The organism is Anaeromyxobacter sp., from assembly GCA_016718565.1.
Lineage (GTDB): Bacteria > Myxococcota > Myxococcia > Myxococcales > Anaeromyxobacteraceae > JADKCZ01.
On record JADKCZ010000013.1, the window covers coordinates 1 to 13,347 of the forward strand.

Below are 13,347 nucleotides of genomic sequence, written 5' to 3' on the forward strand. Positions count from 1 at the left end.
CTGCCGGGGCCGATGGGGTGCACCGCCAGCCAGGTGAGCGAGAAGAGCAGCGACCGCTCGCGCCGCAGGCTGAGGTCGTAGGCCCGCCGGACCCGCTCCCCCTCGGCGGTCACCTCGTCGAGCAGCAGCGCCACGTTGAGCTGGGCCTCCACGATCTGGTTGCCCCGCTCGTTGGCCACCCGGAAGAGGAGCGCCGGCTGCCCGTCGAAGCGGGTCACCACCGCCACCCGGCTCCACAGCACCCGGGCGGTGGGCCGGGCGAACTTGGCGAAGACCAGGCCGGTGGAGAGCGCGGTGCCGGCCAGGCCGATCATCACCTGGATGACCGAGACCAGGTTGGCGGCGGTGCTGCGGGGCAGCATGTGGCCGTAGCCGATGGTGGCCATGGTCTGGAAGGAGAAGAAGAAGGCGTCCTCGAAGGACTCGAGCCGGGCGTGCTCGATGGCCCCGTCCCCGAGCGCCAGGTAGAGGAGCGCGAAGGCGGCGATCACCAGGACGTAGCTGGCCCCCATGGTGGCGAAGAGGCGCAGCCAGCTCCAGGTGATGAGCGAGTGGTAGAGGTCGTCCACCGGGGCGCGGCGCAGGCCCACCGCCAGCACCTCCTGGCCGGCGCCGGTGCGCCCCTCCATCAGCCGCGGCCGCCCGGGCCCGCCGCGGCTCACTTCTTCTCCAGGCCGAAGTGGGCCGGCGACAGCCCCTTCCAGGCGCAGTACTCCAGCAGCTCGCGCTTCAGCAGGCCCCAGGTGAGGGCCAGCATGAGGGCGTCATCGGTGAAGCCGAGCGGCCCGAGGAAGTCGGGGATGAGGTCCAGCGGCGAGACCACGTAGAGCGCCGCCGCGGCCAGGGCGGCGATGGCCTTCCAGGGCGCGTGGTACTGGCCCTTGACGGTGTCGCGCAGCACCAGCCAGAGCAGCCGGAGCTTGGCCAGCAGCCCGGCCGGCGCGCCGCGGGCCCACCAGGGCGGGCTGGCCAGGTAGCGCCCGGCCCGCGCGGCGGCGTCGGCCACCCGGGAGGGCGTCACGTCCTCCGCGTCGCGCGACAGCTCCCTGGCCGCCGCCTCCCGGCAGGAGAGGCAGGCGGCGTTGCTGCCGCCGGGGCGGCCGCAGGCGGGGCAGGGCTTCGGGGACATCGGGCTCCGGAGTGTACCTTCGGACCGGCGGGGGTGCGTAGTCCTGGCGGGTCGAGACCCCGGTCACCGCCCGGCCCAGGCCGTCTCTCGGCAGGGTTTCCGCGGCCCTCGCGGTTGAGCCTCCCTCTCCCCTCCGGGGAGAGGGCCGGGGTGAGGGGCTCACCGGGCCAAGCGTGCCCTCGCCGATCCATCGGACGGCGCCGCCCGGACAGCGCGGCCGTGGTCCGGCCCGCAGTCTGCTGGAGCCAGGGTGCAGCGACCGACCACCTTTCGTGCTGCCCCAGGACGCACGGTACGGTAACTTCAAGTCTCACAACACCTCGACATACGGAGCGAAGCCTCCCCGTGGGGCCGTCCCTCCTCGGGCAAGGAATCGGTGATGCGCTGGCCAGCCCTGTGCTTGACGACAGTCGGACTGATGCTCCCCGTCTTGGCTCTGGGCGTGGACCCCGCCCAGCCAGGCGACGCAAGGCGTCGGCCGCCGGCGCTTCGAATGGCTGCCGGCACGCACATCAGCTTCGGCTCCATCACCCTACCGTCGGGACATGTCTACACGCTGCTCCACCTTGGGGCTCTCCAGATTGAAGGCGAGAAGGACAGGTTCCTGGGGCTCATGTACCTGAGCGAGACGGACGATCCGGCAGTTCTCCGCGATGCGGCGCAAGAGCTCTTCGAAGCGATGCAGTGGGTGCCGGAACGGGCCGGCGCCGACGCCTACGTGGTCTTCGCCTACCTCCTCCTCGCGAGAGACCAGGTCACGAAGCTGGACGACATCATGCCGTACGAGGTCCGCTTCAAGCGCACGGCCAGCGGTCCGTGGAACCGGGAAATTCCCAGTGGTCAGGTCCCGAACAGTCCCAAGGCCTGTGGGACTTGCCGGCCGCCCATGAGTGACAAGGAGGGAGTTGCCGCCGCGCGCAAGGCCGGCCTGCTCTGGCTGGGCCAGGTGATGCAGGGGAACTCCGATGAAGCTGTTCGCGCCATCGCAGCGCCAGGCAGGAGCCAGCTGACCCCTGAGAAGCTCGTCGACCTGTCCAGGCAACTGCGGGATGGCCTGGGCAGGATCGTCGAGAGAAGCGAACTGTCGGTTGTAGAGCTGCGGCAGGTTCCAGCCATGCCACCTGGGAAGTACGTGGAGCTCACTTGGCGAACCAACAGCGCGAAAGTAGGGGATCTGATCGAGCGCCTGACGATGTCTCTCGACGACGACGACCGATGGCGAGTCGTCGGCTACAGCATTCGTTAGCGCCTTGGGCGCCCTTCCAGGGCCGAGCTGGGCGAGTAGGAGGTCAGTGCTGCGCTCGCAGTTCCAGCAGGAACGCACCTGGCCTCATGGCCCGGATGCCCGCCAGCCCGGCAACCTCGAGCAGGTGGCGGTCCAAGGTCACCACGAAGGTCGCCCTGCCCGCCAAGGCTGCCGCCACCACCATGTCGTGCGTGTGAACTCGGTCCCGTTCGACCTACCGAGACTTCGTGCCGCAGGCCCAGCGAGCGCCCGGACGGAGCAGTTCACACGTGTGAAGCGATATCGCTTCGGGTCCCCTACCCGCCCTAGACCGGCGGAAGCGAACGCTCCCGCAGCGCGAAGTCTCGGCTGGGGGCCACCGCCGCCAGGAGCTCGAAGAGCTTCTCGACCGAGGGGACGCTCCGCCCCTGTTCGTAGCGCGCGTAGGCGGTCTTGGACCGAGCCCCCAGGCGCCTCGCCACCTCGGACAGCGAGAGCCCATGCTTCTCCCGCTGCCGCCGGAGCATCACCGCGACGAGCGCAGCGGTGTCCGGCGTCCCGACCTCGAGGTCGGCGCCTTCGCCATGGAAGACCTCCACCTCGAACCCGGCCTTGCCGGCCATGGTCTCGATCAGGTCCGCCAGCATGCGGAGGGCCTCGGCGCGGCTCCGGCCCTGCGTCAGGGCGTCCAGCATCGGCACCTCCGCCAACCAGTGTCGGCCCTCCCTCCAGACTCGGCCCGCCAGGCGCATCACTCGCTCCCTTGCTTGGAGGCTGCCTTGGCCAGGATTCGGCGAGCCAGCAGTTCGCTCACCTCGGCGTGGCGCGGGACGTACTCGAGCCGCTCACCGTCCGTCCAGACGTCGTGGTTCCCCCCGTGCCGCAGGAGGGTCCAGCCGAGTTCCCTGAGGCGGCGCTCCAGCTCACGCCGCCTCACTTGTCCCACCGTACACAGATACGTGTCCGACGGACAAGTCGGTCTTCCGCTCCATGCCCGACGGTGGCCCGCATCCCCCGGGCCACTGCAGGCCCCGTTCCAGTGAACCACTTCGAGGCCTTGGCGGATTTCCGGCGGCGTTGGTCCGCGCCGCGGCCGGTGCGGACGCGCGGCGGAACTCTGGGCCGGGGTCAGCGCGGCCCATCGAGGGCCGAGAGCCCCTCGGGGTAGGGCGCCCGCACCAGCCCACGCTCGGTGATGAGCGCGGTGACCAGCGACGCCGGGGTCACGTCGAAGGCGGGGTAGCGGGCCGGCACGCCCACCGGGGCGATGCGCTGGCCGCCGATGACCAGCACCTCGTCGGCGCCGCGCTCCTCGATGGGGATGGCGTCGCCGTCCGGGGTGGCGCGGTCCACCGTGGACCACGGGGCCGCCACGTAGAAGGGCAGGTGGTGGTGCGCCGCCAGCACGGCCAGCGAGTAGGTGCCGATCTTGTTGGCCACGTCGCCGTTGGCGGCCACGCGGTCGGCCCCCACCACCACGCAGGAGATCTCGCCGCGCGACATGAGCCAGCCGGCCATGCCGTCGGTGAGCACCGTCACCGGGATGCCGTCGCGGTGCAGCTCCCAGGCGGTCAGGCGCGCCCCCTGGAAGAAGGGCCGGGTCTCGTCGGCCAGCACCCGCACCCGGTTGCCGGCCTCCACCGCGGCGCGCACCACGCCGAGCGCGGTGCCGTAGCCGGCGGTGGCCAGCGCCCCGGCGTTGCAGTGGGTCAGGACGGTGGCGCCCGGCGGCAGGAGCGGCGCGCCCAGCGCCCCCAGGCGGCGGCAGGCGGCCTCGTCCTCGTCGCGGATGGCGTGGGCCTCGGCCAGCACCTCGGCGGCGCCGAGCCCGATGCGCCGGCCGATGCGCCGCACCGCCCACTCCAGGTTCACCGCGGTGGGCCGGGCGTGGGCCAGGGTCTCGGAGGCCTCGCGCAGCCGCTGCACGGTGGCGCCGCGCCGGGCCTCCACCGCCACGCCGTAGGCCGCCGCCACCCCGATGGCCGGGGCGCCGCGCACCGCCAGGGTGCGGATGGCGTCGGCCACCTGGTCGGCGCTGGAGAGCTCCAGCCAGGTCTCCTCGCCGGGCAGGCGGCGCTGGTCGAGCAGCCGCACCAGGTCGCGCCCCTCGTCGTAGAGGACGGGGCGCAGCGGCTCGCGGGTGGTCATGTCGGGGGGTCCTTGGGTGGGCCGAGCCGGCCCGCGGCGCGCAGGGCGAAGTAGCCGGCGGCGGCGCCGGTGATCAGGGCGGCGGGGCTCCGCTCCAGCGCCAGCACCAGCGTGACCACCGCGGAGCCCACCGCGGCGGCCAGCAGGAAGCCGCGGCTCGGCCCGCCCGCCGAGCCCGCCCCGGCGGCGCCGGCGCCCCACCCGGCCCAGGCCATCAGTGGCCCCCCAGCTTCTTCTTGAGGAGGGCGTTCACCACCGCCGGGTTCCCCTGGCCCTTCAGGGCCTTCATGATCTGGCCCACGAAGAAGCCGGTCAGGTCCTTCTTGCCGCTGCGGTGGCGCTCCACCTCGGCGGGCGCGGCGGCCAGCACCTGGTCCACCACCGCCTCGATGGCGCCGCTGTCGGAGACCTGGGCCAGGCCGCGCGCCTGCGCCGTGGCGGCCGGCGCGGCGCCGCTGCGGAAGGCCTCCTCCACCACCACCTTGGCCCCGGCGCCGTTGATGGCGCCGCGCTCCAGGAGCGCCAGCGCCTCGGCCAGGTGGGCCGGGGTGAGCTTCCAGGCGGCCGGCCCGAGGCCGGTCTCGTTGACCAGGCGGGCCACCTCGCCGTTGAGCCAGTTGGCGGCCTTGCGGGCCGCCTCGGGCGCGCCGCCCAGGGCGGCCACGGTGGCGTCGAAGAAGTCGGCGGTGGCCCGGTCGCCCGCCAGCAGGGCGGCGTCGGAGGCCGGCAACCCCAGGGCCTGGGCGTAGCGGGCGGCCCGGGCGCGCGGCAGCTCCGGCAGGGCGGCCCGCAGCCGCGCCACCAGCGCGGGCGCCACCAGCACCGGCTGCAGGTCCGGCTCCGGGAAGTACCGGTAGTCGTGCGCGTCCTCCTTGGAGCGCATCGAGCGGGTCTCGCCGCGGGCCGGGTCGAAGAGCCGGGTCTCCTGCACCACCGGCCGGCCGGCCTCCACCAGCTCCACCTGCCGGCGCACCTCGTACTCCACCGCCTGCTTGAGGAAGCGGAAGGAGTTCATGTTCTTGATCTCGGCGCGGGTGCCGTACTGGGTGGCCCCGTGGCGCATCACCGAGACGTTGGCGTCGCAGCGGAAGGAGCCCTCCTCCAGGTTGCCGTCGTTGACGCCCAGCGTGAGCAGGATGGCGCGGAGCGCCTTCAGGTACTCGACCGCCTCGTCGGCGCTGCGCAGGTCCGGCTCGGAGACGATCTCCAGGAGCGGCACGCCGGCGCGGTTGAGGTCCACGCCGGAGGCGCCGTCGGCGGCCACGTCGTGCAGGTTCTTGCCGGCGTCCTCCTCCATGTGGATGCGGGTGAGCCGCACGTGCTTCTCCACGCCGTCCACCGTGAAGGTGAGCCCGCCGCCCTGGCAGATGGGGGCCTCGTACTGCGAGACCTGGTAGCCCTTGGGCAGGTCCGGGTAGAAGTAGTTCTTGCGGGCGAAGACGGAGCGCTCCTGGATGGCGCAGCCCAGCGCCAGGCCGGTCAGGACGGCGTCCTCCACCACCTGGCGGTTGAGCGCCGGCAGCACGCCGGGGAGGCCCAGGCAGACCGGGCAGACGTGGGTGTTCGGCGCCCCGCCGAAGGTGGTGGGGCAGCCGCAGAAGATCTTGGTCCGGGTCAGCAGCTGGGCGTGGACCTCCAGCCCGAGCACCACCTGGAAGTCGGAGACCGGCATCAGCGCGCCCTCCCGGGCGTGGCGGGCGCCAGCCCGGGGCGCAGGCTCCGCCAGCGGTGGTCGCTCGGGTAGAGCAGCAGCAGCGCCAGCAGGTCCACGCCGAAGACCCCGATGAGCCTGGGGTCACCGGTGACGATCCAGGTCACCAGCGGGAAGAGCGCGGCCGACTCGCAGAGCAGCCAGGCCACCATCAGGCGGGTGAAGGCGGTGGCCTCGCGGCCGGCCCGCAGCGAGCCGAGGCGCGGCGGCAGGGTGCGCGACAGGGTCAGGTTGAGCACCGAGATGGCGATGGCCAGCCAGAAGAGCAGCGAGGTGGTGGACGGGTTGGCCGACCCCCAGCGCGTCGCGTCGGCCAGCGCCAGGAAGAAGAAGGGCAGCACCAGCATGCTGGCCCAGACGAAGGTGGCGGCGCGCCGGGTCACGGGGGGCCGGCCCCGTCCAGCGCGGCCGGCGCCGGGGCCGGACCCAGCTCGCGCTCCAGGGCCCGGGCGGCGGTGAGCAGGCCGGCCTCGTCGAAGGGGCGGCCCACCAGCTGCAGCCCCACCGGCAGGCCGCCGGTGAGCCCGCACGGCACCGACAGCCCGGGCAGCGCCGCCAGGTTGCAGGTGATGGTGAAGATGTCGGCCAGGTACATCTGCAGCGGATCGCCGGTCTTCTCGCCCAGCCGGAAGGCGGGGCCCGGCGCCACCGGCCCGGCCACCACGTCGCAGCGCTGGAAGGCCGCGTCGAAGTCGCGCCGGATGAGGGTGCGGACCTTCTGGGCGCGCAGGTAGTACGCGTCGTAGTAGCCGGCCGAGAGGGCGTAGGTGCCCAGCATGATGCGGCGCTTGGGCTCGGCCCCGAACCCCTGGGCCCGCGACTCCTCGTACAGCTCCTTGAGGCCGCGCACCCCGGCGGCCCGGTGGCCGAAGCGGACGCCGTCGTAGCGGGCCAGGTTGGAGGAGGCCTCGGCGGTGGCGATGAGGTAGTAGGCCCCGATGCCGTAGCGCGAGTGCGGCAGCGAGATGTCCACCAGGGTGGCACCCAGCCGCTGGTAGGTGGCCAGCGCCCGGCGCACCTGCGCCTCCACGCCCGGCTCGAGCCCGCCCTGGAACCACTCGGCCGGCACGCCGACGCGCAGGCCGCGGGCCCCGCGCTCCAGGCCGCCCAGGTAGTCGTCCACCGGGCGCGAGGAGCAGGTCTGGTCGGCCGGGTCGCGGCCGGCGATGGCCTGCAGCAGGGCCGCCGCGTCCCACACCTCGCGGCCGAGCGGCCCGGGCTGGTCGAGCGAGCTGGCGAAGGCGATGACGCCGGAGCGGCTGACGCGGCCGTAGGTGGGCTTGAGGCCCACCACGCCGCAGAAGGAGGCGGGCAGGCGGATCGAGCCGCCGGTGTCGGTGCCCAGCGTGCCGTAGACCTGCCGGGCCGCCAGCGCGGCGGCGCTGCCGCCCGACGAGCCGCCCGGGGTGCGGGCCAGGTCCCACGGGTTGCGGCAGGGCTTGAACGCCGAGTTCTCGTTGGACGAGCCCATGGCGAACTCGTCCAGGTTGAGCTTGCCGAGCAGCACCGCGCCGGCGGCGCGCAGGCGGGCCACCGCGGTGCCGTCCACCGGCGGCACGAAGCCTTCCAGGATGCGGGAGCCGGCGGTGGTGGGGATGCCGGCCGTCAGGTAGAGGTCCTTGAGCGCCACCGGGATGCCGTCGAGCGGCCCGAGCCGGGCCCCCGCGGCGGCGCGGGCGTCGGCCGCGGCGGCGGCGGCCAGCGCCACCTCGGCGGTCACGGTCAGGAAGGCCCCGACCCGCCCGTCGGTGGCGGCGATGCGGGCCAGGCAGGCCTCGGTGAGCTGGCGCGAGGAGGTGCTGCGGCGCTCCAGCCGCTCGCTGGCCTGGCGCAGCGAGAGGCCGGTGAGCTCGTCGTCGGCGGTCACTCGATGATCCTCGGCACCTTGAAGCAGGTGTCCTGGCGCGCCGGCGCGTTGGCCAGGGCCTGGGCCGGCGTCAGGCCGGGCAGCACCTGATCCTCCCGCAGCGGCGCGGCGTCGCCGGCCGCCAGGGCGTGGGTCATGGGCTCGACGCCGGAGACGTCCAGCTCGCCCAGCTGGGCCACGTGGTCCAGGATGGCCGAGAGCTGTCCGCCGAAGGCCGCCTCCTCCTCCGGCGTCAGCCGGAGGCGGGCCAGCCGGGCGATCTTCCGGACGTCGTCGAGCGAGAGGGCCATCGGGCGCAGGCCGGTCGCTAGTCGGCGGCCGGCTTGAACCAGTTGAGGACCGCGCCCATGACGCCGCTCTTCTCCCGCTTGACGATGGACTCGAGCTCGCCCTCGTCGAGGAAGATGCCCTTGCAGGCGAAGCAGACCTCGACGTCGTGCTGGTTGTACTTCACCACCTGCATCTCGAGGCCGCACTTGGGGCAGCGCAGCCAGTGGAGCGCCTTGAGGCGGGCCAGCTCGGCCGCCTGGGTCTCCTTCTTGGCCTGGAGCGCGATCTTCCGCTTCTTCTCGGCGTCCTCGCGGACGAAGTACTCGTCCTCGGTGTTCGACGGCTTTCCGGGCGTTCCGCGGTCAGACATGGTCACTCCTTGAGTTGGCTGATGGCGTAGCGGGCGACGGCGGCCTCTTCGCCGCCAGGGTGGACGGCCAGGTACCGCTCGAAGAGCGCCAGGGCCTCGGCCTTCTTGCCCTGTGCGCGGTAGGTCTCGGCGAGCCCCATCATGGCGTCCGGATGCTCCAGATCTAGCTGCAGCGCCCGCTGGAGGCTCGCCTCTGCGGGAGCGTACTGGCCGAGTTCGAAATAGCACAGACCCCGCCCGGTCAGGGCCCCCAGGTTGTCGGGCGCCAGCGCCAGGGCCCGCCAGTAGAGGTCGAGCGCCTTCTCGACCTCGCCCTTGTCGCGGAGCTTGCCGGCCTGGGCCACGAGGGAGGCGGCGGTGGCGGGCTTCGGGGCGGGGGGCTTGGTGGCGGTCGGGGTCGGGGTCGGGGTCGGGGTCGGGGTCGCGGTCGGGGGTGGGGTCGCGGTCGCGGTCGCGGTCGGGGGTGGGGTCGCGGTCGGGGTCGCGGGCGGGGTCGCGGTCGCAGGCGGGGGCGCGGTCGGGGTCGCTGCCGGCTCCTCGGCGGCCAGCGGCGGCGCCACCGGCTCGGGTGCCTTCTCCGTCTCGGTCGGCGCCACCGGCGGCGGCAGCGGAGCCGACGCCGGCACCGGCGCTGGAGCCGTCACAGGGGCGGGCGCGGGCGGCGGAGCGGTCTGCGAGGTGAGCGTCGGGACGAAGACGTAGGCGGCGGCGGCGGCGGTGACGAGCAGCAGGGCGGCCACCACCAGCTTGCTCCGGCTACCCTGCCGGCCGCGGACGGCCGCCAGCTCCTCCGGGCCGAGCTCGGCGGTCAGCAGCGCCTCGTCGCGCGCGGCCGGGGGCGGGCGCGGCCGGGGCGGCGCAGCGGCGGGCGGCGGGGGCCGCGCGGGTTCGGGCGGCGACGCGGCCACGGTGAGGGCCGCGTCGGCCTGCGGCGACGCGTCCGGGAGCGGCAGGAAGGGCGTGGGCGGATAGAAGTCCGTGCTGCCGGCCCGCGCCGGGTGCGGGGCCGGGGCCGGGGCCGGGTGCGGGGCCGGGGCCGGGGCCGGGGCCGGCTCGCCGGCCGGCGGCGCGCCGCGGCCGCGCTCCACCTCCGCCATCACCTCGAAGAAGGCGGCCAGCTCGGGCAGGCTGGACAGCCGCTCCCACGGCTTGCCGGACCGCGAGACCTCGTCGTCCGCCGAGACCCGCCGCTCCACGATCCACTTCTGCAGGGTGACCTGGTCGGTGAAGGTCGGCGCGCCGCCGCCCGCCTGGCGGAACACCCAGGGCTGCTGCGCCGCGTCAGGGGGCCGCGGGGCCAGCGAGGAGGCCAGCACCGGCGGCTCGGTCACCTCGTCCGCCCGGACCGGCACCGTCACCACCAGCGACTTGCGCTTCACCCGGAAGACGTGGCCGCAGCCGGTGCACTGCACCGTCAGCCCCTGGGGGGTGACCTGGGCGTCGTCGAAGACGTAGGTGGCCTTGCAGCGGTCGCAGCGGACGTCCATGAACGGCCTTCGGCAGGGGGCTCCGTGTGGCTCGATTCTAGGCCATGTCCGCGGAATCGCCGAAATATTGACCCACCCCTCCCCCCCGATATCCTCGGGCCACGCGGGCCGCGTGCGCGCGGTATCGCCGCATATCCTGGGAACGAGGTCGGAGCGTCCATGGGCAAGGTCAAGGGGAACCGTCGTCTCTCAGGGCGCGAGCGCTCGGGCCGGGCGGCCGAGCCCGCCTCGGGCAAGAAGGCGCCCCGCACCGGGATGGCCCGGGACATCGCCGCGGTGGTGCTCCTGGCCCTGGGCTGCGGGGCCGGGCTGGCCCTCACCACCTTCTCGGCCGTCGACGGCGCGCTGCTGGCGCGCGCCCTGCCCCCCTCCAACCTGGTGGGCCCGGTGGGTCACTCGGTCGCCTCCGCCGTCTACGGCGTCCTGGGCTTCGCGGCCTTGGTGGTGCCGGTGGCCCTGGTCACCATCGCCTGGCGGCTCTTCCGCGGCGCCACCGGCCGGCTCACCGCGCTGGGCGGCGGCGCCTCCCTCGTCCTCACCCTCTGCCTGGCGGTCCTCTCGCACCTCCTGCTGCAGCGCTTCGCCCTGGCCTCCTTCCCGGCCGGCGGCGGGGTGGGCGCCTGGCTGGCGGTCCGCTCGGTGCGGCTCCTCTCCACCACCGGCAGCGTGCTGGTGGTGGCGGCGGTGGCCGCGGTGGCGGCCATCGTGGCCACCGATCTCAAGCTCACCGACGTGGCCCGCTGGAGCTGGGACGGGGTGGCGGCGCTCCTCGGCTTCACCCGGGCCCGCTTCTCGGACGCCATCGACGAGCACCGCGAGGCGGTGGCGGAGCTGCGCGCCGAGCAGGAGGTGGAGCGCGCCCGCCGCGCCGAGCAGGAGGCGGCGGCGCTGGCCGCGGCCGCCGAGGTGGAGGCCGGCGGGCCGGACGACGCCGGCGAGGCCCGCGCCGTGGCCGGGGCGCTGGCGCTCGAGCAGGTGCGCCGCGCCGGGCTGGACGATCCGGCCTGGGTGGACTCGCTGGAGCCGCGCCCGCTGGCCGCCGCGGCCGCCGCGGAGGTCGCCGGGCCGTCGCCCGAGGCCGAGCCGCCGCGCCGCCGGCGCAAGCGGGCCGAGGAGCGGGCCGCCGAGGTGGCGGCCGAGGCCGTGGCGCCGCCGCCCGCGCTGGAGGCCGCCCCGGAGCCCCTGCCGCCGCCCGTGGCCCTGGCGCCGCTGCCGGTCCGCCCGGAGATCGTGGTCTCCTCCGCCATGCTGGAGGAGCGCCGCAAGAAGAAGGACCAGAAGAAGGAGGCCCCGGCCTTCGCCTTCACCAAGGCCGGCGACGTCTTCCGCCTGCCCTCCACCGACCTGCTCGACGTGCACGAGGAGAAGGCCGCCGACGTCGACAAGAGCGGCCTGACGCGGGTGGCCGAGGTCATCGTGGCCACCCTGAAGGAGCACGGCATCGACGGGCAGATCACCACCATCCGGCCCGGGCCGGTGGTGACGCTCTACGAGTTCCTGCCGGTGGCCGGCGTCAAGCTGGCCCGCATCGAGAACTGCGACAAGGAGCTGACGATGGCGCTGTCGGCCACGCGGCTGCGCATCATCGCCCCCATCCCGGGCAAGGGCGTGGTGGGCATCGAGGTGCCCAACAAGCTGCGCGGCACCGTCTTCCTGCGCGACATCCTGGAGTCGGAGACCTTCGGCTCGGCCGGCGGCTTCCTGCCGCTCGGCCTGGGCAAGGACATCGAGGGCAGCCCCTACTGCGTGGACCTGCAGAAGATGCCGCACCTGCTCATCGCCGGCACCACCGGCTCGGGCAAGTCGGTGGGGCTCAACACCATGATCCTCAGCATGCTCTACCGGCAGACGCCGGCCGAGGTGCGCATGATCATGGTCGACCCCAAGATGACCGAGCTGTCGCCCTACGAGGACATCCCGCACCTGCTCCTGCCGGTGGTGACCGACCCGCAGAAGGCGGCCCGCGCGCTGCAGTGGGCGGTGGACGAGATGGAGCGGCGCACCCAGATCCTGGCCGACACCGGCTCCAAGGACCTGAAGAGCTACAACGCCAAGGTGGAGAAGCACCGCGCCCAGGGCAGCCTGTTCGGCGAGGAGATCCAGCCCACGTTCAAGAAGCTGGTGGTGGTGGACGAGGTGGCCGGCGAGACCGAGGCCCAGGCCGAGGCCCGCGCCGCCGCCGAGGCCGCCGCGCTGGCGGCGCCGCCCGCCGGGCCGCTGGTTGGCTCGGCCGAGTTCGAGGACCCCACCGCCCCGCCGCCGGCCGACCCGGTGGCGGCCCGCGACGAGCGCAAGCTGCCGCAGAAGCTGCCCTACATCGTGGTGGTCATCGACGAGCTGGCGGACCTCATGCTGACCGCGCCGCGCGAGGTGGAGACCTCGCTGGCCCGCCTGGCCGCCAAGGCCCGCGCCACCGGCATCCACCTCATCGTGGCCACCCAGCGCCCCTCCACCGACGTGGTGACCGGCACCATCAAGAACAACTTCCCGGCCCGCATCTCCTTCCGCCTGGGCAGCCGCCACGACTCCGCCACCATCATCAACGGCCCCGGCGGCGAGAGCCTGCTGGGCAACGGCGACATGCTCATCATGACCGCCACCGCGCCGCTGACCCGCGTGCAGGGCGCCTTCGTGTCCGAGGAGGAGCTGCACCGGGTGGTGGGGTTCCTCAAGGAGCAGGGCAAGCCGGTCTACGACGAGTCCATCCTCAAGGCCCGCGACGGCGGCGGCGAGGGCGGCCGCTACGACGACGAGGACGACCCGGTCTACGACCAGGCCATCGAGCTGGTGGCCCGCATGGACGAGGTCTCGGTCTCCAAGCTGCAGCGCGAGATGCGGCTGGGCTACAACAAGGCCGCCAAGATCATCGAGCGGATGGAGCGCGAGGGGCTGGTGGGCCCGGCCAACGGCGTCAAGCCGCGCCAGGTGCTGATGCGGGCCGGCGTGCCGGGCGAGGTCTCCGAGCAGCCGAACGTGTAGGGCGCCGCGGCCCCCTCACCCCGGCCCTCTCCCCCAGCGAGCTGGGGGAGAGGGAGCAGAGTATGGTGAGCCTCCCCCCCCAGGTTGAGTCTCCCTCCCAGGTTGAGTCTCCCTCCCAGGTTGAGCCTCCCTCCCAGGTTGAGTCTCCCTCCCAGGTTGAG

14 protein-coding genes are annotated in these 13,347 nt (G+C 73.9%); 2 read left to right on the forward strand and 12 right to left on the reverse strand.

Translation table 11 applies throughout. The annotated features are described in order from the left end of the window. The coding region (locus IPO09_18070; protein MBK9519208.1) for an ATP-sensitive inward rectifier potassium channel 10 at positions 1-662 on the reverse strand (662 nt) is incomplete at its 3' end. After that, entirely contained in the window at positions 659-1,129 is a 471-nt protein-coding gene (locus tag IPO09_18075) for a DUF1232 domain-containing protein (protein ID MBK9519209.1), read from the reverse strand. The genes IPO09_18070 and IPO09_18075, both read right to left, overlap by 4 nt. Before the next feature lie 418 nt (positions 1,130-1,547). Here IPO09_18075 and IPO09_18080 point away from each other — a divergent pair, with 418 nt between their 5' ends. Next, positions 1,548-2,375 carry a DUF4019 domain-containing protein gene (locus tag IPO09_18080; protein ID MBK9519210.1) on the forward strand — a complete coding sequence of 276 codons (828 nt, stop codon included), beginning with the start codon at positions 1,548-1,550 and terminating at the stop codon, positions 2,373-2,375. Between the two features lie 305 nt (positions 2,376-2,680). Here the strand turns inward: IPO09_18080 and IPO09_18085 are convergent, their stop codons facing one another. From IPO09_18085 to IPO09_18130, 10 genes are all read right to left on the reverse strand, one after another. After that, positions 2,681-3,049, reverse strand: coding sequence for a helix-turn-helix transcriptional regulator (locus IPO09_18085; GenBank protein ID MBK9519211.1), 369 nt, complete (start codon positions 3,047-3,049; stop codon positions 2,681-2,683). A 56-nt stretch (positions 3,050-3,105) separates the two neighbouring features. Next, positions 3,106-3,291, reverse strand: a complete 186-nt coding sequence (locus IPO09_18090) for a type II toxin-antitoxin system HicA family toxin (protein MBK9519212.1) — start codon at positions 3,289-3,291, stop codon at positions 3,106-3,108. Positions 3,292-3,482: 191 nt separating this feature from the next. Next, complete coding sequence (gene mtnA / locus IPO09_18095) at positions 3,483-4,502, reverse strand: S-methyl-5-thioribose-1-phosphate isomerase (GenBank protein ID MBK9519213.1); 1,020 nt, start codon at positions 4,500-4,502, stop codon at positions 3,483-3,485. Further along, the gene (locus IPO09_18100) at positions 4,499-4,717 is read right to left on the reverse strand and encodes a hypothetical protein (protein ID MBK9519214.1); all 219 of its coding nucleotides are present in this window, start codon (positions 4,715-4,717) and stop codon (positions 4,499-4,501) included. Before IPO09_18100 ends, mtnA begins: the two co-directional genes overlap by 4 nt. Next, positions 4,717-6,174 (reverse strand): Asp-tRNA(Asn)/Glu-tRNA(Gln) amidotransferase subunit GatB, encoded by a 1,458-nt coding sequence (gene gatB, locus IPO09_18105; protein MBK9519215.1) that lies wholly within the window; start codon positions 6,172-6,174, stop codon positions 4,717-4,719. Before gatB ends, IPO09_18100 begins: the two co-directional genes overlap by 1 nt. Next, entirely contained in the window at positions 6,174-6,596 is a 423-nt protein-coding gene (locus tag IPO09_18110; GenBank protein MBK9519216.1) for a hypothetical protein, read from the reverse strand. Before IPO09_18110 ends, gatB begins: the two co-directional genes overlap by 1 nt. Further along, a complete protein-coding gene (gene gatA, locus IPO09_18115) occupies positions 6,593-8,080 on the reverse strand; it encodes an Asp-tRNA(Asn)/Glu-tRNA(Gln) amidotransferase subunit GatA (GenBank protein ID MBK9519217.1) in 1,488 nt (495 codons plus the stop codon). Before gatA ends, IPO09_18110 begins: the two co-directional genes overlap by 4 nt. Next, positions 8,077-8,370, reverse strand: coding sequence for an Asp-tRNA(Asn)/Glu-tRNA(Gln) amidotransferase subunit GatC (gene gatC / locus IPO09_18120; GenBank protein MBK9519218.1), 294 nt, complete (start codon positions 8,368-8,370; stop codon positions 8,077-8,079). The genes gatA and gatC overlap by 4 nt, the downstream gene beginning before the upstream one ends. Positions 8,371-8,387: 17 nt before the next feature. After that, positions 8,388-8,720 (reverse strand): zf-TFIIB domain-containing protein, encoded by a 333-nt coding sequence (locus IPO09_18125; GenBank protein ID MBK9519219.1) that lies wholly within the window; start codon positions 8,718-8,720, stop codon positions 8,388-8,390. Positions 8,721-8,722: 2 nt separating this feature from the next. Beyond that, positions 8,723-10,207, reverse strand: a complete 1,485-nt coding sequence (locus IPO09_18130; GenBank protein ID MBK9519220.1) for a zinc-ribbon domain-containing protein — start codon at positions 10,205-10,207, stop codon at positions 8,723-8,725. 159 nt (positions 10,208-10,366) lie between these two features. Between IPO09_18130 and IPO09_18135 the strand changes: the two genes are divergently transcribed. After that, positions 10,367-13,186, forward strand: coding sequence for a DNA translocase FtsK (locus tag IPO09_18135; GenBank protein MBK9519221.1), 2,820 nt, complete (start codon positions 10,367-10,369; stop codon positions 13,184-13,186). The last annotated feature ends 161 nt before the right edge of the window (positions 13,187-13,347 follow it).

Coding starts and splice junctions, on each gene's coding strand:
- IPO09_18075 (MBK9519209.1), bottom strand. CDS start 1,129: ATGTCCCCGAAGCCCTGCCCCGCCTGCGGCCGCCCCGGCGGCAGCAAC.
- IPO09_18080 (MBK9519210.1), top strand. CDS start 1,548: ATGCTCCCCGTCTTGGCTCTGGGCGTGGACCCCGCCCAGCCAGGCGAC.
- IPO09_18085 (MBK9519211.1), bottom strand. CDS start 3,049: ATGCTGGACGCCCTGACGCAGGGCCGGAGCCGCGCCGAGGCCCTCCGC.
- mtnA (MBK9519213.1), bottom strand. CDS start 4,502: ATGACCACCCGCGAGCCGCTGCGCCCCGTCCTCTACGACGAGGGGCGC.
- IPO09_18100 (MBK9519214.1), bottom strand. CDS start 4,717: ATGGCCTGGGCCGGGTGGGGCGCCGGCGCCGCCGGGGCGGGCTCGGCG.
- gatB (MBK9519215.1), bottom strand. CDS start 6,174: ATGCCGGTCTCCGACTTCCAGGTGGTGCTCGGGCTGGAGGTCCACGCC.
- gatC (MBK9519218.1), bottom strand. CDS start 8,370: ATGGCCCTCTCGCTCGACGACGTCCGGAAGATCGCCCGGCTGGCCCGC.
- IPO09_18125 (MBK9519219.1), bottom strand. CDS start 8,720: ATGTCTGACCGCGGAACGCCCGGAAAGCCGTCGAACACCGAGGACGAG.
- IPO09_18130 (MBK9519220.1), bottom strand. CDS start 10,207: ATGGACGTCCGCTGCGACCGCTGCAAGGCCACCTACGTCTTCGACGAC.
- IPO09_18135 (MBK9519221.1), top strand. CDS start 10,367: ATGGGCAAGGTCAAGGGGAACCGTCGTCTCTCAGGGCGCGAGCGCTCG.